General features: G+C 59.0%; 17 protein-coding genes. 9 read left to right on the top strand and 8 right to left on the bottom strand.

Going from position 1 to position 19,884, the window contains the following annotated elements:
- Window positions 1-45: 45 nt before the first annotated feature.
- From ispC to rpsB, 7 genes are all read right to left on the bottom strand, one after another.
- Window positions 46-1,236: a 1-deoxy-D-xylulose-5-phosphate reductoisomerase gene (gene ispC / locus ACZ9IM_RS04385; protein WP_427626123.1), complete on the bottom strand. Its 1,191-nt coding sequence runs from the start codon at window positions 1,234-1,236 to the stop codon at window positions 46-48.
- Entirely contained in the window at window positions 1,233-2,039 is an 807-nt protein-coding gene (locus ACZ9IM_RS04380) for a phosphatidate cytidylyltransferase (protein WP_427626124.1), read from the bottom strand. Before ACZ9IM_RS04380 ends, ispC begins: the two co-directional genes overlap by 4 nt.
- Window positions 2,039-2,794: a polyprenyl diphosphate synthase gene (gene uppS, locus ACZ9IM_RS04375; protein ID WP_427626125.1), complete on the bottom strand. Its 756-nt coding sequence runs from the start codon at window positions 2,792-2,794 to the stop codon at window positions 2,039-2,041. The genes ACZ9IM_RS04380 and uppS overlap by 1 nt, the downstream gene beginning before the upstream one ends.
- A 13-nt stretch (window positions 2,795-2,807) precedes the next feature.
- Window positions 2,808-3,365 (bottom strand): ribosome recycling factor, encoded by a 558-nt coding sequence (gene frr, locus ACZ9IM_RS04370; protein ID WP_007907979.1) that lies wholly within the window; start codon window positions 3,363-3,365, stop codon window positions 2,808-2,810.
- Complete coding sequence (gene pyrH, locus ACZ9IM_RS04365) at window positions 3,362-4,105, bottom strand: UMP kinase (RefSeq protein WP_003172271.1); 744 nt, start codon at window positions 4,103-4,105, stop codon at window positions 3,362-3,364. The genes frr and pyrH overlap by 4 nt, the downstream gene beginning before the upstream one ends.
- Before the next feature lie 210 nt (window positions 4,106-4,315).
- Window positions 4,316-5,179 carry a translation elongation factor Ts gene (gene tsf, locus ACZ9IM_RS04360; protein WP_476223449.1) on the bottom strand — a complete coding sequence of 288 codons (864 nt, stop codon included), beginning with the start codon at window positions 5,177-5,179 and terminating at the stop codon, window positions 4,316-4,318.
- A 192-nt stretch (window positions 5,180-5,371) separates the two neighbouring features.
- Window positions 5,372-6,109, bottom strand: coding sequence for a 30S ribosomal protein S2 (rpsB, locus tag ACZ9IM_RS04355; protein WP_007907989.1), 738 nt, complete (start codon window positions 6,107-6,109; stop codon window positions 5,372-5,374).
- Window positions 6,110-6,482: 373 nt separating this feature from the next.
- On the opposite strand from rpsB, the gene map reads away from it, so the two are divergent.
- The 8 genes from map to ACZ9IM_RS04315 all read left to right on the top strand — a co-directional run bounded on the left by map (window position 6,483) and on the right by ACZ9IM_RS04315 (window position 15,816).
- Window positions 6,483-7,265: a type I methionyl aminopeptidase gene (map, locus tag ACZ9IM_RS04350; protein ID WP_008070337.1), complete on the top strand. Its 783-nt coding sequence runs from the start codon at window positions 6,483-6,485 to the stop codon at window positions 7,263-7,265.
- A gap of 45 nt (window positions 7,266-7,310) precedes the next feature.
- On the top strand, window positions 7,311-10,013 hold the full coding sequence (locus ACZ9IM_RS04345) for a [protein-PII] uridylyltransferase (RefSeq protein WP_476223448.1): 2,703 nt from the start codon (window positions 7,311-7,313) through the stop codon (window positions 10,011-10,013).
- A gap of 231 nt (window positions 10,014-10,244) precedes the next feature.
- Window positions 10,245-11,444 (top strand): succinyldiaminopimelate transaminase, encoded by a 1,200-nt coding sequence (gene dapC, locus ACZ9IM_RS04340; protein WP_476223447.1) that lies wholly within the window; start codon window positions 10,245-10,247, stop codon window positions 11,442-11,444.
- A 166-nt stretch (window positions 11,445-11,610) separates the two neighbouring features.
- Entirely contained in the window at window positions 11,611-12,342 is a 732-nt protein-coding gene (locus tag ACZ9IM_RS04335) for a M12 family metallopeptidase (protein WP_427625710.1), read from the top strand.
- Between the two features lie 266 nt (window positions 12,343-12,608).
- The gene (locus tag ACZ9IM_RS04330) at window positions 12,609-12,971 is read left to right on the top strand and encodes an ArsC family reductase (protein WP_007907995.1); all 363 of its coding nucleotides are present in this window, start codon (window positions 12,609-12,611) and stop codon (window positions 12,969-12,971) included.
- 33 nt (window positions 12,972-13,004) lie between these two features.
- Window positions 13,005-14,039, top strand: coding sequence for a 2,3,4,5-tetrahydropyridine-2,6-dicarboxylate N-succinyltransferase (dapD, locus tag ACZ9IM_RS04325; RefSeq protein WP_008070343.1), 1,035 nt, complete (start codon window positions 13,005-13,007; stop codon window positions 14,037-14,039).
- A 170-nt stretch (window positions 14,040-14,209) separates the two neighbouring features.
- Entirely contained in the window at window positions 14,210-15,415 is a 1,206-nt protein-coding gene (locus ACZ9IM_RS04320; RefSeq protein ID WP_476223446.1) for an aminotransferase class V-fold PLP-dependent enzyme, read from the top strand.
- Entirely contained in the window at window positions 15,412-15,816 is a 405-nt protein-coding gene (locus tag ACZ9IM_RS04315) for a SufE family protein (RefSeq protein WP_476223445.1), read from the top strand. The genes ACZ9IM_RS04320 and ACZ9IM_RS04315 overlap by 4 nt, the downstream gene beginning before the upstream one ends.
- Window positions 15,817-15,942: 126 nt before the next feature.
- On the opposite strand, the gene tcdA is transcribed toward ACZ9IM_RS04315, so the two are convergent.
- Window positions 15,943-16,755 (bottom strand): tRNA cyclic N6-threonylcarbamoyladenosine(37) synthase TcdA, encoded by an 813-nt coding sequence (gene tcdA, locus ACZ9IM_RS04310; RefSeq protein WP_161794720.1) that lies wholly within the window; start codon window positions 16,753-16,755, stop codon window positions 15,943-15,945.
- Between the two features lie 288 nt (window positions 16,756-17,043).
- Between tcdA and ACZ9IM_RS04305 the strand changes: the two genes are divergently transcribed.
- Entirely contained in the window at window positions 17,044-19,635 is a 2,592-nt protein-coding gene (locus ACZ9IM_RS04305) for a glycosyltransferase (RefSeq protein WP_476223444.1), read from the top strand.
- The last annotated feature ends 249 nt before the right edge of the window (window positions 19,636-19,884 follow it).

Raw genomic sequence — 19,884 nt, 5'->3', positions numbered from 1 at the left:
CTCCGCAATCCTATCAGTGCTGCATGGGGCAACGTATTGCAGCACTTATCGCCCGTGACGGCTCAACCATTGCCCGGCCAGTACCCGTGCTTTCGCATCAGCCGTAAACACTGCCTCGAGATCATTCACTGCAACCACAGGCTCGAGGTTCAACACTTCCTCGATAATACTCGCGATTTCCAGGTAGCGAACCCGCCCGTCGAGAAACGCCGCCACAGCCACCTCATTCGCGGCATTGAGCATGGCCGGCGCGCTATTGCCAGCTTCGGCGGCTTGACGCGCAAGGCGCAGGCACGGAAAACGTTCCTCATCGGGCGCCTGGAAATCCAGGCGAGCGATGGCAAACAGGTCCAGCGGCGCAACCCCCGAGTCGATTCGTTCCGGCCAGGCCAGGGCATTGGCGATCGGCGTGCGCATGTCCGGATTGCCCAACTGCGCCAATACCGAACCATCGATGTAGTCGACCAGTGAATGGATCACGCTCTGCGGGTGAATCACCACTTCGACCTGGGACGGCGTGGCATCGAACAGCCAGCAGGCTTCGATCAGCTCGAGCCCTTTGTTCATCATGCTGGCCGAATCCACTGAAATCTTGCGCCCCATGGACCAATTCGGATGGGCACACGCTTGTTCGGGGGAAACATGCTCCAGTTCGGCCATGGGCGTCTGCCGGAACGGGCCGCCAGAGGCTGTCAGTAAAATCCGACGCACCCCGACCGCGCCAAGTCCACGAGCGAAATCCTGTGGCATGCACTGGAAAATCGCGTTGTGTTCGCTGTCGATCGGCAGCAGCACTGAACCGCTTTTGCGCACAGCCTGCATAAACAGCGCACCGGACATCACCAGCGCTTCTTTATTGGCCAGAAGAATCTTCTTGCCAGCCTCGACCGCCGCCAGAGTCGGACGCAAGCCCGCCGCACCGACAATAGCCGCCATTACCGCATCGACTTCCGGATCGGAGGCGACCTGACACAAGCCCTCCTCCCCTACCAGAACCCGGGTCGACAGACCGGCCGCGCGCAAATCGTCCTGCAAGCGTCGGGCAGCGCCAGATTCCGGCACGACGGCGAAGCGCGGCACATGACGCACACACAGCGCCAACAGTTCACTCAAACGAGTGAAACCGCTCAAGGCGAAAACCTGATAACGCTCGGGATGACGAGCGATGACGTCAAGGGTACTCAGACCAATCGAACCGGTCGCTCCCAGCACGGTAATCTGTTGTGGGCGGCTCACGGTGCGGCCATCCACAGCAGCACGGCGAATACCGGAATCGCCGCCGTCAGGCTATCGATTCGGTCCAGCACGCCGCCGTGGCCAGGCAGCAGATTACTGCTGTCCTTGATCCCCGACTGGCGCTTGAACATGCTTTCGGTGAGGTCGCCCACCACCGAAATGAACACGATTATTGCGGCACCGAACAGCCCCATCAGCATCTGAGCGAAACTCCAGTCCCGCACAAAACCGACGATTGCTGTAATCATCAGACTCACCAGCAAGCCGCCGTACACGCCTTCCCAGCTCTTGCCAGGGCTGACCTGTGGCGCCAGCTTGCGTTTGCCGAAGGCCCGACCGGAAAAGTACGCACCGATATCAGCCCCCCAGACCAGCACCATCACCGCCATGATCAGCCAGTTACCCAAGGGCTGCTGCTTGATCAGAACCAGGCCTTGCCACGCCGGTAACAGAATCAACAAACCGATCACCAGTTTGCAGGCAGCACTGGCCCAATGTTCGCTGGACCGGGGATAGGTCAGCACCAGATACGTGGCCACGCCCCACCAGAGCACTGCAGCGCCCAACACCCAAGGCGCGAGCCCCGGCAGGATATGCATGAAAAACAGCATCAACGCGACCACAGCGGCATAGGCAAGGCGAATCGACTGAGCAGCGAAACCTGCCAACCGCGCCCACTCCCACGCCCCAAGCGTCACCACCAGCCCGATGAACAGCGCAAAACCGGACCCTTCGAGCAGGAAAAACCCGCCCAGGGCAATCGGCAGCAGAATCAGTGCCGTGATGATTCGTTGTTTAAGCATTAAACCCGGGCTCCAGCCTCGACCTGCTCGCTCGTTTTACCGAAGCGACGCTGGCGAGAAGCGAAATCGGCTAGCGCATTGCGCATGGCGTCGTGTTTGAAGTCCGGCCAGAACAGGTCGGAGAAGTACAACTCGGCGTAAGCCAGCTGCCACAGCAGGAAATTGCTGATGCGATGCTCGCCACCGGTACGGATGCACAAGTCTGGCAACGGCAGATCACCGGTCGCCAGGCAGGTTTGCAACAGCTCGGGGGTAATGTCCTCCGGACGCAGATGCCCGGCCTGAACTTCACGGGCCAGACGCTGCGCGGCTTGCGCGATATCCCACTGACCGCCGTAGTTGGCAGCGATCTGCAGGACAAAGCGGTTGTCACCGGCAGTCATCGTCTCGGCTTCGCGCATGGCCGCCTGAAGCTCCGGGTGAAAACGCGAGCGATCACCAATGATGCGCAAACTGATGTTGTTGTCGTTGAGACGCTTGGCCTCGCGACGCAACGCCTTGAAGAATAAATCCATCAAGGCACTGACTTCATCTACCGGGCGCTGCCAGTTCTCACTGGAGAAGGCGAACAAGGTCAGTACTTCGACCTTGGCCTCGGCACACACCTCAATCACCGCACGCACCGCATCCACGCCCGCTTTATGCCCGGCGACACCCGGCATAAAGCGTTTTTTCGCCCAGCGATTATTACCATCCATGATGATCGCGACATGGCGCGGCACCGCGGACGGCGCAGTCTGCTTTGTCTTATCCATTAAAACGTGACCCTTATACGGCCATCAGGTCTTTTTCTTTCTGCGCCAAATTCGCGTCAATTTCAGCCACGTATTTTTTGGTCAGATCATCAATTTCGCCAGTAGCGCGACGCTCTTCGTCTTCGCTGATTTCCTTTTCCTTGACCAGATCCTTGAGTTGGCTGTTCGCATCACGACGGATGTTGCGTACCGCAACGCGGGCATCTTCAGCGACATCGCGAGCCTGCTTGGTGAAGCCCTTGCGGGTTTCTTCGGTCAGGGCCGGCATGGAGATCAGCAGCAACTCGCCGAGGTTGGTCGGGTTGAGGTTCAGACCCGCGCTACCGATGGCTTTGTCGACGGCACCCAGCATGTTGCGCTCAAAGGCAACCACTTGCAGGGTACGGGCGTCTTTCACGGTGATGTTAGCCACTTGCTTGATCGGCGTGTCGGAGCCGTAGTACGGAACCATGACACCTTCCAGAATGCTTGGGTGCGCCTGGCCCGTACGAATACGGCCGAAGTTGTGCGCCAGCGATTCGACGGATTTTTTCATGCGCTCTTGAGCGTCTTTCTTGATTTCGTTGATCATTGTTGGCCTTCCTCGATCAGAGTCCCTTCAGCGCCGCCATGTACGATGTTCAGCAGGGCGCCGGGCTTGTTCATGTTAAATACGCGCAACGGCATCTTGTGGTCGCGGCACAGGCAAATAGCCGTCAGATCCATCACGCCCAGCTTGCGATCCAGTACTTCATCATAAGTCAGATGATCGAACTTCTCGGCATGCGGGTCTTTGAATGGATCAGCCGTGTAAACGCCATCGACCTTGGTTGCCTTGAGCACGACGTCAGCGTCGATTTCGATTGCACGCAAGCAAGCTGCCGAATCCGTGGTGAAGAACGGATTACCGGTACCGGCCGCAAAAATCACGACTTCCTTGGCGTTCAGGTGGCGCATGGCTTTGCGGCGATCATAGTGATCGGTCACGCCAACCATGGAAATGGCCGACATCACGATGGCCGAGATATTGGCACGTTCCAGCGCATCACGCATCGCCAGGGCGTTCATCACAGTGGCCAGCATGCCCATGTGGTCGCCAGTGACCCGATCCATGCCGGCCGCGCTGAGCGCCGCACCGCGAAACAGGTTACCCCCGCCGATCACCAGACCAACCTGAACACCGATGCCGACCAGTTGGCCAACTTCCAGCGCCATGCGATCCAGAACTTTCGGATCGATCCCGAACTCTTCCGAGCCCATCAGGGCCTCGCCGCTAAGCTTGAGTAGAATGCGTTTATAGCGAGCCTGATAACCACTGCCCTGCTGAGCCATTGCGAATCTCTCCTGCGGCGTATTTTAAAAAATTCTTTGCGGGCTGTTTGCAGCCTGCGTTCACTCTAGCTTGACGCTATCACAGCGCCATCGGAACACGGCTTTGTAAGCCAGTTCCGACGAGAAGCCAAATAAATTGGCATCCCCATCTGAAAAGAGGCTGCGCGCGTGAGCGGGCAGCCTCTTCAGGGCGACAGTTAAAAAACCGTCTTATTGCTTGGCAGCAGCCAGTTGGGCAGCAACTTCTTCAGCGAAGTTGTCGACCGGCTTCTCAATGCCTTCGCCTACTTTGAAGTAGGTGAAAGAAACGATTTCTGCACCGGCTTTCTTGGCCAGTTCGCCGACCTTGATTTCAGGGTTCTTGACGAACGCCTGCTCAACCAGGCTCGCTTCAGCCAGGAACTTGCTGATACGGCCTTTGACCATGTTTTCAACGATGTTTTCTGGCTTGCCGGCGATCTTGTCAGCGTTGAGAGTCAGGAACACGCCCTTCTCACGCTCAATCGCTTCAGCGGAAACTTCCGACGGCAGCAGGAATTCAGGGTTGGTCGCCGCTACGTGCATAGCGATGTCCTTGGCCAACTCAACAGTGCCGCCTTTCAGGACAACTGCAACACCGATCTTGTTGCCGTGCAGGTAACCACCAACAACATCACCTTCAACACGAGCCAGGCGACGGATATTGACGTTTTCGCCAACCTTGCCGACCAGTACCAGGCGATCAGCTTCTTGAGCTTCGATCAACGGAGCAGCTTCAGTCAGCTTGTCAGCGAACGCTTTTTCTACGCTGGAAGCAACAAATGCCTTGAAATCATCCTGCAAAGCCAGGAAGTCGGTCTGCGAGTTCACTTCCAGCAGAACGGCGGATTTACCGTCTTCTTTAAGAGCGATCGCGCCTTCAGCGGCAACGTTGCCAGCTTTCTTGGCTGCCTTGATGGCGCCCGAAGCACGCATGTCATCAATGGCTTTTTCGATGTCGCCGCCGGCCTTGGTCAAGGCCTTTTTGCAGTCCATCATGCCTTCGCCAGTACGCTCGCGCAGTTCTTTGACCAACGCTGCAGTAATCTCTGCCATTTTCAAATTCCTCTTGGATAGGTTTTCAACCATTCCACCCGATCGAACGGGCGATCAATTCTTCCCGAACCACCCTTGTTAGCCGCTGCACGTTACAGATGCTGTAGCTGCGCTGCTCACAAATGGTTTTCGAGGTGGCAAAAAGGGGGCCAAGCCCCCTTTTTGCTTACTGAGTCAACGCCAGGGCGTCAATTACTCAGCTGCAGCTGCCGGAGCTTCTTCAACAAACTGCTCGGTACCGCCAGCAACGTGGTTGCGACCACGGATTACAGCATCAGCCATCGAACCCATGTACAGCTGGATAGCGCGGATTGCGTCATCGTTGCCTGGGATGATGTAGTCAACGCCTTCCGGGCTGCTGTTGGTATCGACTACGCCGATAACCGGGATGCCCAGCTTGTTGGCTTCGGTGATCGCGATGCGCTCGTGATCAACGTCGATAACGAACAGAGCGTCTGGCAGACCGCCCATGTCCTTGATACCACCCAGGGAACGATCCAGCTTCTCAAGATCGCGAGTGCGCATCAGCGCTTCTTTCTTGGTCAGCTTGGCGAAAGTACCGTCTTCGGCTTGTACTTCAAGGTCACGCAGACGCTTGATGGAAGCACGGATGGTTTTGAAGTTGGTCAGCATGCCGCCCAACCAGCGGTGATCGACGTACGGCGAACCGCAACGTGCTGCTTCTTCAGCAACGATCTTGCCAGCGGAACGCTTGGTGCCGACGAACAGGATCTTGTTTTTGCCCTGGGCCAGACGCTCTACGAAAGTCAGAGCTTCGTTGAACATTGGCAGGGTTTTTTCAAGGTTGATAATGTGGATCTTGTTACGCGCGCCGAAAATGTACTTACCCATTTTCGGGTTCCAGTAACGGGTCTGGTGACCGAAGTGCACACCGGCCTTCAGCATATCGCGCATGTTGACTTGGGACATGATAGTTCCTTAATAAGTCGGGTTTGGCCTCCACGTATCCCAATGACCAACCAGCAGCATCAGCTGAAGGCACCCAGGTCATCGTGTCGACACGTGTGTGGATTTAAGCTTCCTAGGGTATCCCCGGAAAGCGGCGCATTTTATACCACAAGGCAGAAAAAAACGGAACCCGGATTCTGAAAACCTGAGCAATGCTTTTGGCCCCTGCCTTGGAATCTCCCCAGAATGCGCCATCCTATAGATAGAAGCGATGCACAGAGGCTCAGATTTGCGCTGATCGTCTGGTAGAATCGCGTTTTTCAGGGCTGCGAAGATCGCTCACGCAATGCCCATTTCGTTTTAGAAGGCGCCATTGAGCGCAGAGAGAGCCTGTATGACCGTCACCCTCAAAACCCCAGAGGACATCGCAAAAATGCGGATCGCCGGCAAATTGGCCGCCGATGTGCTGGAAATGATTGCCGATTATGTCAAACCGGGTGTCACCACCGAAGAACTGGACCGCATCTGCCACGACTACATCGTCAATGAGCAGAAAGCCATCCCTGCCCCGCTCAACTACAAGGGCTTCCCGAAGTCGATCTGCACCTCAATCAACCATGTGGTCTGCCATGGCATCCCGAACGAGAAACCGTTGAAGGATGGCGACACGCTGAACATCGACGTCACCGTGATCAAGGACGGTTACCACGGCGACACCAGCCGCATGTTCCACGTCGGTACCGTGCCGGTCTGGGCCGAGCGTCTGTCCCAGGTGACCCAGGAATGCATGTACAAGGCCATCGAGCTGGTCAAACCCGGCTGCCGCCTGGGCGATATCGGTGAAGTGATCCAGAAGCACGCGGAAAAGAACGGCTTCTCGGTGGTTCGCGAGTTCTGCGGCCACGGCATCGGCAAGGTGTTCCACGAAGAACCGCAGATCCTGCACTACGGCCGCGCCGGCACCGGCATGGAACTGAAAGCAGGCATGACCTTCACCATCGAGCCGATGATCAACCAGGGCAAGGCCGATACCAAGGTATTGGGCGACGGCTGGACCGCTATCACCAAGGATCGCAAGCTGTCGGCGCAGTGGGAGCACACCCTGTTGGTGACCGAAACCGGCTACGAGATCTTCACCCTGCGCAACGACGATACCATCGCGCGCGTTTCGGCCTGATCCTGCCCGCTCCGTTCCCAGCCTTATAGAAAGGAAAGCCAATCGATGCCGCAGGTGGATCCCGAACTCTTCGACCGCGGCCAGTTCCAGGCTGAACTGGCCCTGAAGGCAAGCCCTATTGCTGCTTTCAAGAAGGCGATCCGTCAGGCCCGCGAGGTGCTCGACGAGCGGTTCCGCAGTGGCCGGGACATTCGCCGGCTGATCGAGGATCGCGCCTGGTTTGTCGACAACATCCTGCAACAAGCCTGGGAACAGTTTAACTGGAGCGAAGACGCCGATATTGCCCTGGTGGCAGTCGGCGGCTACGGTCGCGGCGAGCTACACCCCTATTCCGACATCGATCTGCTGATTTTGCTGGACAGCGCCGATCACGAAATTTTTCGGGATTCCATCGAACGCTTTCTGACGTTGCTGTGGGACATCGGCCTGGAAGTCGGCCAGAGCGTTCGTTCGGTGGACGAATGCGCCGTCGAGGCCCGTGCCGACCTGACGGTCGTCACCAATCTGATGGAAAGCCGCACCATTTGCGGCCCCGAGCGGCTGCGCCAGCGCATGCTGGATGTCACCAGCACCGCGCACATGTGGCCGAGCAAGGAGTTCTTCCTGGCCAAGCGCGCCGAGCAAAAGGCCCGTCACCACAAATACAACGACACTGAATACAACCTGGAACCCAACGTGAAAGGCTCGCCCGGTGGCCTTCGGGATATTCAGACGATTCTCTGGGTGGCCCGTCGCGAATACGGCACCCTGAACCTGCGGGCCTTGGCGGGCGAAGGTTTCCTGGTGGAGAGCGAAAACGCCCTGCTGGCCTCGTCCCAGGAGTTTTTGTGGAAGGTACGTTACGCACTGCACATGCTCGCCGGCCGTTCCGAAGACCGCCTGTTGTTCGACCACCAGCGCTCCATCGCCGGGCTATTGGGGTTCGAAGGCAACGACGCCAAGCAAGCCATCGAAAACTTCATGCAGCAGTATTACCGGGTAGTCATGAGCATTGCCCAGCTCAGCGACCTGATCATCCAGCACTTTGAAGAAGTGATCCTGGCCCCCGAAGACGAAGCACCACCACAGCCGATCAACTCGCGGTTCCAGCTGCACGACGGCTACATCGAAGCGCGTAGCGACAACGTGTTCCGCCGTACGCCATTCGCCATGCTCGAGATCTTTGTGCTGATGGCTCAGCAACCGGAAATCAAAGGTGTACGCGCCGATACCATCCGTCTGCTGCGCGAGAATCGTCATCTGATCGATGACGACTTCCGCAACGATATTCGTAATACCAGCCTGTTCATCGAGCTGTTCAAGTGCAAAATCGGCATCCACCGCAATCTGCGGCGGATGAACCGTTACGGCATCCTTGGGCGCTATCTGCCGGAGTTCGGCTTCATTGTCGGGCAGATGCAGCATGACCTGTTTCATATCTATACGGTCGACGCGCACACCCTGAACCTGATCAAGCACCTGCGTAAGCTGCAGTACACCCAGGTGTCGGAAAAATTCCCGCTGGCCAGCAAGCTCATGGCCAAACTGCCCAAACCCGAACTGATTTACCTGGCCGGCCTTTATCACGACATCGGCAAGGGCCGGCATGGCGATCACTCGGAAATCGGCGCCGTGGATGCCGAAGCTTTTTGCCAGCGCCACCAGTTGCCGATCTGGGACAGCCGCCTGATCGTATGGCTGGTGCAGAACCATTTGGTGATGTCGACCACGGCCCAGCGCAAAGACCTGTCCGACCCGCACGTGATCCACGATTTCGCGCAGACCGTCGGCGATGAAACCCGCCTCGATTATCTGTACGTGCTGACCGTTGCCGACATCAACGCAACCAACCCGACGTTGTGGAACTCCTGGCGCGCGAGCCTGTTGCGCCAGCTCTACACCGAGACCAAGCGCGCCTTGCGTCGTGGCCTGGAAAACCCGGTGGATCGCGAAGAGCAGATCCGCCAGACCCAGAGCGCGGCGCTGGACATCCTGGTACGCGGCGGCAACGATCCGGACGATGTCGAGCAGCTCTGGGCGCAATTGGGCGATGACTATTTCCTGCGCCACACCGCTGGCGACGTGGCCTGGCACACTGATGCGATTTTGCAGCAGCCGGCAGACGGCGGCCCGCTGGTGCTGATCAAGGAAACCACCCAGCGCGAGTTCGAGGGCGGTACGCAGATCTTCATCTATGCACCGGACCAGCACGACTTCTTCGCCGTGACCGTGGCGGCGATGGACCAGCTCAACCTGAACATTCACGATGCCCGGGTCATCACCTCCAGCAGCCAGTTCACCCTCGACACCTATATCGTGCTCGACACCGATGGCGATTCGATCGGCGACAACCCGGCGCGGGTCAAGCAGATCCGCGAAGGCCTGACCGAAGCCCTGCGCAACCCGGACAACTACCCGACCATCATCCAGCGTCGGGTGCCGCGCCAGCTCAAGCATTTCGCGTTTGCGCCACAGGTCACAATCCACAACGATGCTCAGCGTCCGGTGACCGTGCTGGAGCTCAGTGCGCCCGACCGTCCGGGGTTGCTGGCGCGGATCGGCACGATCTTCCTGGAGTTCGACTTGTCGCTGCAGAACGCCAAGATCGCCACCCTGGGCGAGCGCGTGGAAGACGTGTTCTTCATCACCGACGCGAACAATCAGCCGCTGTCCGACCCGTTGCTGTGCAGCCGCTTGCAGGATGCCATCGTCGAACAGCTGAGCGTCAGCCAGGAACCCGATATCAAACTTTCGCGCATCAACATCTGAATTAATAACTTCCCCCTGTGGGTATGGACTTCCTGTGGACAGGGGGCTTGTTGTGGCGAGGGGGCTTGCCCCCGTTGGGCTGCGAAGCAGCCCCAAAACCTGCACCGCGATGTATCAGATACACCGCATACAAAGGTTTTACGACTGCTCCGCAGCCGAACGGGGGCAAGCCCCCTCACCACAACAAGCCCCCTGCACCACATTAGCCCTCCCACATTGAACGAGGCCCTCATGAACAACGCTCTGAACCAGTTGCAGCCCTACCCGTTCGAAAAGCTCCGCGCCCTGCTCGGCAGCGTCACGCCAAACCCGGACAAACGCGCCATTGCGTTATCCATCGGCGAACCGAAGCACCGTTCGCCGAGCTTCGTCGCCGAAGCGCTGGCGAGCAATCTGGATCAGATGGCCGTGTACCCGACCACCCTCGGCATCCCGGCCTTGCGTGAAGCCATCGCCGCCTGGTGCGAACGCCGCTTCAGCGTCCCGAACGGCTGGCTCGACCCGGCGCGCAACGTGCTACCGGTCAACGGCACGCGCGAAGCGCTGTTCGCGTTCACCCAGACCGTAGTTAACCGTGGCGAAGACGCGCTGGTGGTCAGCCCGAATCCGTTCTATCAGATCTATGAAGGCGCGGCGTTCCTTGCCGGAGCCAAGCCGCATTACCTGCCGTGCCTTGATGAAAACGGCTTCAACCCGGACTTCGACGCTGTTTCGCCGGACATCTGGAAACGCTGCCAGATCCTGTTCCTGTGCTCGCCGGGTAACCCGACCGGTGCACTGATTCCGGTCGACACCCTGAAGAAGCTGATCGCCCTGGCTGACGAATACGACTTCGTGATCGCCGCAGACGAGTGCTACAGCGAGCTGTATTTCAACGAACAAACCCCACCGCCAGGCCTGCTCAGCGCATGCGTCGAACTGGGTCGCAAGGACTTCAAGCGTTGCGTGGTGTTCCACAGCCTGTCCAAGCGTTCCAACCTGCCGGGCCTGCGTTCGGGCTTCGTGGCCGGTGATGCCGATATTCTCAAAGGCTTTCTGCTGTATCGCACCTATCACGGCTGCGCGATGCCGGTTCAGACCCAACTGGCCAGCGTTGCCGCATGGAATGATGAAGTGCATGTACGCGCCAACCGTGCGCTGTACCGCGAGAAATACGATGCGGTGCTGGAGATCCTCAGCCCGGTGATGGACGTACAGCGTCCGGACGGTGGTTTTTACCTGTGGCCGAATGTGAACGGTGATGACGCGGCGTTCTGCCGTGACCTGTTCGAACAGGAACACGTGACCGTGGTACCGGGCTCCTACCTGTCCCGCGATGTCGATGGCGTCAACCCGGGTGCCGGACGCATACGCATGGCGCTGGTTGCGCCGCTGGCTGAATGCGTGGAAGCGGCCGAGCGCATTCGCGCGTTCATTACCCGCAACAAATAGTCTCCCCGCCCGCACTGTGCAATACAGTGCGGGAGCTTTTTTATAACCAGTAACACATCACTCGCAATTAAGATTCACTGAACTGCAGAGACCTCTTACTCTCATGCAGCGCATTACTGTGCGCACTCACACAACTTTAGCCTTTACTTCATGGAAGAAGTACCTAATGAACAATATTGAAAACTGCACCCTTATCCAATGGCCCGACGACCAGCAATCCTACGACGCGGCTATCAATGAAAACCCCGGAAATGCAGGATCCACCCTCGGCACACGTCGCAAGCGCTCTCTGATCGCTTATTCGAAGTTGTGGGCAAATGGACGCACGCTCAAAATCGCATTTATCGACGATCCCGACGATGAACACAAACAGAAGATCATCAGGGCGGCCAGTCAGTGGCTGCCCTATATCAATCTGAATTTCGATTTCGTCGAAGGGCTGGAAGGTGATATCCGAATTGCGACAAAAAACCCTATTAACAGCTCGATGTTGGGCACCGATGCGCTATTGATTCATCCAGACTGGCCAACCATGGATCTGGGCGTCGAACCTGAACATGAAGATTTCGAAGTGATCGTGACTCATGAATTCGGACATGCATTAGGGGCGATGCACGAACATCAACACCCCGAAGCCAATATTCCTTGGGATAAACCGAAAGTGTATGAGTTCTACCAGAATCGAGAGATGAATCCACTGACCAAAGAACAAGTCGATATGAACCTGTTTCAGCCCTTCGATACCATCGAAGCGATTTATACGCCTTACGACAGGAAGTCCATCATGCATCACCCCGTGGCTAACACACTGACACTGGGCGATTGGGAAATTCCTATCAACCGCAAGATCAGTAGAAAAGACAAACAACTCATGAAGTTGCTTTATCCAAAACGTTGACAGCCCAACACTTCCCGCAATGCGTCATCACCGATCTGGTGATGACGACCGAGGCTATGCCACTCCAGCCGTTGCCCCCACAGATGTGTACCAGCGGCGGCTGCAGGGGGCAGCCGTCCGATGCCGCTGACTGTTGCCCCCATGTCGCACGACACAGCTGATCGCCATGGCCTACAGACAAACCCGACCACAGCCGACGCGAAACCGTTCGGTCATGGCATAATCCGTCACCTTTTATTTTCAGCACCTGCAAAGGGGGCAATTCCTTGACCGCTTCAAGCAAAACGTTGCACCTTTTCGGCATCAAAGCCTGCGACACCATGAAAAAGGCGCGCACCTGGCTCGATGAACACGCTGTCAGCTATGACTTCCATGATTACAAAACGGTCGGAATCGACCGTGAACACCTGAGCCAATGGTGCGACGAGCACGGCTGGCAAGTGGTGTTGAACCGTGCAGGCACGACCTTTCGCAAGCTCGACGACGAACGCAAAGCCGATCTCGACCAGCGCAAAGCCATCGAACTGATGCTCGCACAACCTTCGATGATCAAGCGCCCGGTGCTCGATCTCGGTGACCGAACCCTGATTGGCTTCAAGCCAGATATCTACGCGGCAGCGCTCAAGTAAGGCAGCCCGTTCCATTTTGTTAGAGGTATCAACATGTCCACTACCCTGTTCAGCCTGGCCTTTGGTGTCGGCACTCAAAACCGTCAAGGCGCATGGCTGGAAGTGTTTTACGCGCAGCCACTGCTCAACCCGTCGGCCGAACTGGTCGCCGCCATTGCGCCGGTTCTGGGCTACACCGACGGCAATCAGGCCATCGCCTTCAGCACCGCTCAGGCGTCCCAACTGGCCGAAGCGCTGAAAAGCGTCGACGCTGCACAAGCGGCACTGCTGACCCGTCTGGCCGAGAGCCACAAGCCGCTGGTCGCCACGCTGCTGGCCGAAGATGCACAGCTGAGCTCCACGCCTGAGGCTTACCTCAAGCTGCACCTGCTGTCCCATCGCCTGGTCAAGCCGCACGGCCTGAACCTGGCCGGGATCTTCCCGTTGCTGCCGAACGTGGCCTGGACCAGCCAGGGCGCGATCGATCTGGCCGAACTGGCCGAGCATCAACTGGAAGCCCGTCTGCGCGGCGAGCTGCTGGAAGTGTTCTCGGTGGACAAGTTCCCGAAAATGACCGACTACGTGGTACCGGCCGGCGTGCGTATCGCTGACGCGGCGCGTATTCGCCTGGGCGCTTACGTGGGCGAAGGCACCACCGTGATGCACGAAGGTTTCGTCAACTTCAACGCCGGCACCGAAGGCCCGGGCATGATCGAAGGCCGTGTGTCGGCGGGCGTTTTCGTTGGCAAGGGTTCGGACCTGGGCGGCGGCTGCTCGACCATGGGCACCCTGTCGGGTGGCGGCAACATCGTGATCAAGGTCGGCGAAGGCTGCCTGATCGGCGCCAACGCCGGTATCGGTATCCCGCTGGGCGACCGCAACACCGTTGAGTCGGGCCTGTATGTGACCGCTGGTACCAAAGTGGCGCTGCTGGACGAAAACAACAAACTGGTCAAAGTCGTGAAGGCGCGTGAACTGGCCGGTCAACCTGACCTGCTGTTCCGCCGCAATTCGGAGACCGGTGCCGTGGAGTGCAAAACCCACAAATCGGCCATCGAACTGAACGAAGCGCTGCACGCTCACAACTAAGCAGAGCGTCAAACGATCACCTGAACTTGTAGGAGCGAGGCTTGCCCGCGAAGCTTTTGGCGCCAGTAATGACGCCTTCGCGAGCAAGCTTCGCTCCTACATAGATCCGGCGTAGACCCGACCATCAGGTCAGGCGTACACCCCGCCCATGTTCACCAGGGCCCGATAGCATGATGATTCCCTCTCCCTGGCGCGCCGATTTCCCGGCCATCGCCGCCCTGCAACGGCAAGACCAGACTTATCTGGACAACGCCGCCACCACGCAAAAACCTCAAGCCCTGCTGGATGCCCTGGCGCATTACTACGCCAACGGCGCGGCCAACGTGCATCGGGCGCAACACTTGCCCGGCGCCCATGCCACCCAGGCGTTCGAAGACAGCCGCAGCAAAGTCGCGCAATGGCTCAATGCCGGCGATTGCGGGCAGATCATCTTTACCCACGGCGCGACGTCCGCGCTGAACCTCCTGGCCTATGGCCTGGAACACGTATTCAATCCGGGCGATGAAATTGTCATCAGCGCTCTGGAGCATCACGCCAACCTGTTGCCATGGCAGCAACTGGCCCAGCGTCGCGACTTGAAACTGGTGATCCTGCCGCTGGATGCCGACGGCTTGATTGACCTTGAAGCCGCCGCTCACCTGATCGGCCCGCGTACCCGTCTGCTGGCGGTCAGTCAGCTGTCCAACGTGCTCGGCGCCTGGCAGCCGTTGCCCGCGTTACTGGCGATGGCCAAAGCGCACAACGCGCTGACCGTGGTCGACGGCGCTCAAGGCGTGGTGCATGGTCGGCATGACGTGCAGGCGCTGGGTTGCGACTTCTATGTGTTTTCCAGCCACAAGCTCTACGGCCCGGATGGCCTGGGTGCGCTGTTCGGTCGTCATGAAGCGCTCAAGCAACTGCGCCCGTGGCAGTTCGGCGGCGAAATGGTGCTGGATGCCAACTACCACGACGCACGCTTTCGTCCTGCGCCGCTGGGGTTCGAGGCGGGTACGCCACCGATTTCCAGCGTGATTGGCCTGGGGGCGACCCTGGACTATCTGGCCGGGCTGGATCAGGACGCCGTGTCCGCCCATGAAGCGGCGCTGCATGACTATTTGCTCAAAGGCCTTGAGGCGCGCAACGGCATTCGTCTGCTGGGCAAGCCGCAACTGGCACTGGCCAGCTTTGTCGTCGAAGGTGTGCATAACGCTGATCTGGCGCATTTGCTGACCGAACAGGGAATCGCCGTTCGCGCCGGTCATCATTGCGCCATGCCGTTGCTCAAAAGCTTTGAACTGGCCGGGGCGATTCGGGTGTCGTTGGCGTTGTACAACGACTCCGAAGACCTTGAGCGCTTTTTTGAAGCGCTGGATCAGGCCCTGGAGTTGTTGCGATGACCTTGCCCGCCGATGCCGTCACCGCGCTGGATACTTTTCAGAAGGCTGCGAGCTGGGAACAGCGGGCGCGGTTGCTGATGCAATGGGGTGACCGTCTGCCGCCGTTGAGCGATGTGGATAAAGTCGAGGCCAACCGCGTGCATGGCTGTGAGAGTCAGGTATGGCTGGTCGGCACGTTGCAGGACGGGCACTGGCAATTCAGCGCCAGCAGCGATGCGCGCTTGATTCGCGGGTTGGTGGCGCTGCTGCTGGCACGGGTCAACGGGGTGTCCGCAGTTGAGTTGCAGCAGGTGGATTTGGCGGATTGGTTTAATCAGCTGGGGTTGGGCCGCCAGTTGTCCCAGTCCCGCAGTAATGGCCTGAATGCCGTGTTACAGCGGATGCGTGAACTGGCCGCCTGACCGATCGTTCCCACGCTCTGCGTGGGAACGCCTCAAGGGACGTTCCGCGTTCCAGCTCTAGAAAGGGACGCGGAGCGTCCTGGGCTGCATTCCCACGCAGAGCGTGGGAATGATCAGTAACAACCATTAAACCTCAGGCTTGACCCGATCCGCCGGGCGCCGAACTCCAGCCACAATCTTATCCACAGCCTTGGTCGCCGCGACCATGCCGAACGTCGCCGTCACCATCATCACCGCGCCAAAGCCCCCGGCGCAGTCGAGCTTCACGCCATCACCGACAAAACTCTTCTGCAAGCAAATGCTGCCATCCGGTTTCGGGTAACGCAGTTGCTCGGTGGAAAACACGCACGGGACGCTGTAGTGGCGGGTCACGGTGCGGGAGAAGCCGTAGTCGCGGCGCAACGTGGAGCGCACTTTCGAGGCCAGGGGATCGTTGAACGTGCGGTTCAGATCGCAGACCTGGATCAGTGTCGGGTCGATCTGCCCGCCCGCGCCGCCAGTGGTGATGATCTGGATCTTGCGCCGCTTGCACCAGGCGATCAGCGCGGCTTTGGCGTTGACGCTGTCGATGCAGTCGATCACGCAGTCGATGTTCGGCGTGATGTACTCGGCCATGGTTTCACGGGTGACGAAGTCCGCCACCGCATGCACCGTGCAATCCGGGTTGATCCCGCGCAGACGCTCGGCCATCACCTCGACCTTGGGCTTGCCGACGGTGCTGTCCAGCGCATGCAGCTGACGGTTGACGTTGCTGACACAGACGTCGTCCAGGTCGAACAGCGAAATCTCGCCCACGCCACACCGGGCAACAGCTTCCGCCGCCCAGGAACCGACGCCACCGACGCCGACGATCGCCACATGGGCCGCACGCAAGCGCTCAAGGCCTTCGATGCCATACAAGCGGGCAATGCCAGCAAACCGCGGATCTTCTGTACTCATGACCATTACCCCAAAAACCGGCGCGCATTATAGGGCCGTCGGCGGCCAAGAGCATCTTTGGGTCTATAAACGGCGGTCTTGACTGCCTTAATTGCCTACAAATTTATTGGAATTGGGCTACAACGCCCCGGTCAAAGAACTTAAGTCGACTTGGATTGCCCAACGTCCGGCATTTCCCTGTCCGCTGTACGGTCAGTGAACGCCCAGTGTAGGATGCGCGCCCCCGCCCCTTGGCAGCCGGCCGCCGACCGTTCCTTCGTTCAGTAGCCCCTGGAACCTGAAATAGCTATGTCATCGCGTAAATTTGGACTCAACCTGGTCGTGGTTCTTGCAATCGCCGCCTTGTTCACCGGTTTCTGGGCGCTGGTCAATCGCCCCGTCACCGCCCCCAACTGGCCTGAGCAGATCTCCGGCTTTTCGTACTCGCCGTTTCAACAAGGCCAGTACCCGCAAAAAGCCCAGTACCCGACCGACGATGAAATGCGTCGCGACCTGGAGATCATGAGCAAGCTGACGGACAACATCCGGACCTACTCGGTCGACGGCACGCTGGAGAACATTCCCAAACTGGCGGAAGAATTCGGCCTGCGGGTGACCCTGGGTATCTGGATCAGCCCGGATGAAGAGCGCAACGAGCGCGAGATCACCCGCGCCATCGAAATCGCCAACACCTCGCGCAGCGTGGTTCGCGTGATTGTCGGTAACGAGGCGATCTTCCGTAAGGAAATCACTGCAGCAGAGCTGAGCCTGATCCTGGATCGCGTCCGCGCGGCCGTAAAGGTTCCGGTCACCACCTCTGAACAGTGGCACGTCTGGGAAGAAAACCCGAGCCTGGCCAAGCACGTTGACCTGATCGCGGCTCACGTTCTGCCCTACTGGGAGTTCGTTCCGGTGGACAAGGCCGGTCAGTTCGTTCTTGACCGCGCCCGTGATCTGAAAAAGATGTTTCCGAAAAAACCGCTGCTGCTCTCCGAGGTCGGCTGGCCGAGCAACGGCCGCATGCGCGGTGGCGCCGATGCGTCGCCGGCGGACCAGGCGATTTACCTGCGCACGCTGGTCAACAAGCTCAACCGCCAAGGCTTCAACTACTTCGTGATCGAAGCGTTCGACCAACCGTGGAAGGCCAGTGACGAAGGTTCAGTGGGCGCGTACTGGGGCGTGTTCAACGCCGCACGCCAGCAGAAATTCAACTTCGAAGGCCCGGTCGTCGCGATCCCGCAATGGCGCGTATTGGCTATCGGCTCGGTAGTGCTGGCACTGCTGTCGCTGACCCTGCTGATGATTGACGGCTCGGCCCTGCGTCAACGCGGCCGCACCTTCCTGACCTTTATCGCGTTCCTGTGCGGTTCGGTATTAGTGTGGATCGGTTACGACTACAGCCAGCAATACAGCACCTGGTTCAGCCTGACGGTGGGCTTCTTGCTCGCCCTCGGTGCACTCGGGGTGTTTATCGTTCTGCTGACCGAAGCCCACGAACTGGCCGAAGCGGTCTGGACCCGCAAACGCCGGCGTGAATTCCTGCCAGTGGTGGGTGATTCGCACTACCGACCGAAGGTGTCGATTCACGTACCTTGCTACAACGAGCCGCCGGAGATGGTCAAACAGACCCTCAACGCCCTGGCTAACCTCGACTATCCGGACTTCGAAGTCCTGATCATCGACAACAACACCAAAGACCCGGCGGTCTGGGAACCGGTGCGCGATTATTGCGAAACCCTCGGCCCGCGCTTCAAGTTCTTCCACGTGGCACCGTTGGCCGGTTTCAAGGGTGGCGCGCTGAATTACCTGATTCCGCATACCGCCAAAGATGCCGAAGTGATTGCGGTGATCGACTCGGATTACTGCGTCGACCCGAACTGGCTCAAGCACATGGTGCCGCATTTCGCGGATCCGAAAATCGCCGTGGTGCAATCGCCACAGGATTACCGCGACCAGAACGAAAGCACCTTCAAGAAGCTCTGCTACGCGGAATACAAAGGCTTCTTCCACATCGGCATGGTCACCCGCAACGACCGTGACGCGATCATCCAGCACGGCACCATGACCATGACCCGGCGCTCGGTGCTCGAGGAACTGGGCTGGGCCGACTGGTGCATCTGTGAAGACGCCGAGTTGGGTCTGCGCGTGTTCGAAAAAGGCCTGTCGGCGGCGTATTACCACGACAGCTACGGCAAAGGCCTGATGCCCGATACCTTTATCGACTTCAAGAAACAGCGTTTCCGCTGGGCCTACGGGGCGATTCAGATCATCAAGCGTCACACCGCCAGCCTGCTGCGCGGCAAGGACACCGAACTGACCCGTGGCCAGCGTTACCACTTCCTCGCGGGCTGGTTGCCGTGGGTGGCGGACGGCATGAACATCTTCTTCACCGTCGGCGCACTGTTGTGGTCGGCAGCGATGATCATCGTGCCGCAACGGGTCGATCCGCCGTTGTTGATTTTCGCGATCCCGCCATTGGCGCTGTTCGTGTTCAAGGTCGGCAAGATCATCTTCCTGTACCGCCGTGCGGTCGGGGTCAACCTCAAGGATGCGTTCTGCGCGGCATTGGCAGGGCTGGCGTTGTCACACACCATCGCCAAAGCGGTGCTGTACGGTTTCTTCACCAGCAGCATTCCGTTCTTCCGTACCCCGAAAAACGCCGATAATCACGGCTTCTGGGTAGCCATTTCGGAAGCGCGCGAAGAGGTGTTCATCATGCTGTTGTTGTGGGGCGCGGCGCTGGGGATCTTCCTGGTGCAGGGCCTGCCGAGCAACGACATGCGCTTCTGGGTGACCATGTTGCTGGTGCAGTCGCTGCCATACCTGGCGGCGCTGATCATGGCGTTCCTGTCGTCGCTGCCCAAACCGGTAGCTGAAGCCACGACCGCACCGGCTGTCTAAATCAGTACAGATGCACTAAACGGCGGCCAATGGCCGCCGTTTTGCTTTAAGATAACCGCCATTTTGCAGGCCTTGGCCGGGCACGTACCAACGGCCGAACGCCATACCTGTGGGAGCGGGGGGGGGGGGGGCGGCGGGGGGGGGGGGGGGGGGCCCCCCCCCCCCCCCCCCCCCCCCCCGGCCCCCCCCCCCCCCCCCCCCCCGGGGTTTTTTAAGGCCCCCCCCCCGCGCACCCGGGACCGACACCCC

Source organism: Pseudomonas sp. TE12508 (assembly GCF_056279485.1).
The sequence above is the reverse complement of the archived record's forward strand: the minus strand, read 5'-3'. Positions and strand labels throughout refer to the sequence as shown.

What these genes read in the sequence shown, in the direction of transcription:
- ACZ9IM_RS04380 (WP_427626124.1), bottom strand. Translation starts at nt 2,039, where the DNA reads ATGCTTAAACAACGAATCATCACGGCACTGATTCTGCTGCCGATTGCC.
- uppS (WP_427626125.1), bottom strand. Translation starts at nt 2,794, where the DNA reads ATGGATAAGACAAAGCAGACTGCGCCGTCCGCGGTGCCGCGCCATGTC.
- frr (WP_007907979.1), bottom strand. Translation starts at nt 3,365, where the DNA reads ATGATCAACGAAATCAAGAAAGACGCTCAAGAGCGCATGAAAAAATCC.
- pyrH (WP_003172271.1), bottom strand. Translation starts at nt 4,105, where the DNA reads ATGGCTCAGCAGGGCAGTGGTTATCAGGCTCGCTATAAACGCATTCTA.
- tsf (WP_476223449.1), bottom strand. Translation starts at nt 5,179, where the DNA reads ATGGCAGAGATTACTGCAGCGTTGGTCAAAGAACTGCGCGAGCGTACT.
- rpsB (WP_007907989.1), bottom strand. Translation starts at nt 6,109, where the DNA reads ATGTCCCAAGTCAACATGCGCGATATGCTGAAGGCCGGTGTGCACTTC.
- map (WP_008070337.1), top strand. Translation starts at nt 6,483, where the DNA reads ATGACCGTCACCCTCAAAACCCCAGAGGACATCGCAAAAATGCGGATC.
- ACZ9IM_RS04345 (WP_476223448.1), top strand. Translation starts at nt 7,311, where the DNA reads ATGCCGCAGGTGGATCCCGAACTCTTCGACCGCGGCCAGTTCCAGGCT.
- dapC (WP_476223447.1), top strand. Translation starts at nt 10,245, where the DNA reads ATGAACAACGCTCTGAACCAGTTGCAGCCCTACCCGTTCGAAAAGCTC.
- ACZ9IM_RS04335 (WP_427625710.1), top strand. Translation starts at nt 11,611, where the DNA reads ATGAACAATATTGAAAACTGCACCCTTATCCAATGGCCCGACGACCAG.
- dapD (WP_008070343.1), top strand. Translation starts at nt 13,005, where the DNA reads ATGTCCACTACCCTGTTCAGCCTGGCCTTTGGTGTCGGCACTCAAAAC.
- ACZ9IM_RS04320 (WP_476223446.1), top strand. Translation starts at nt 14,210, where the DNA reads ATGATGATTCCCTCTCCCTGGCGCGCCGATTTCCCGGCCATCGCCGCC.
- ACZ9IM_RS04315 (WP_476223445.1), top strand. Translation starts at nt 15,412, where the DNA reads ATGACCTTGCCCGCCGATGCCGTCACCGCGCTGGATACTTTTCAGAAG.
- tcdA (WP_161794720.1), bottom strand. Translation starts at nt 16,755, where the DNA reads ATGAGTACAGAAGATCCGCGGTTTGCTGGCATTGCCCGCTTGTATGGC.
- ACZ9IM_RS04305 (WP_476223444.1), top strand. Translation starts at nt 17,044, where the DNA reads ATGTCATCGCGTAAATTTGGACTCAACCTGGTCGTGGTTCTTGCAATC.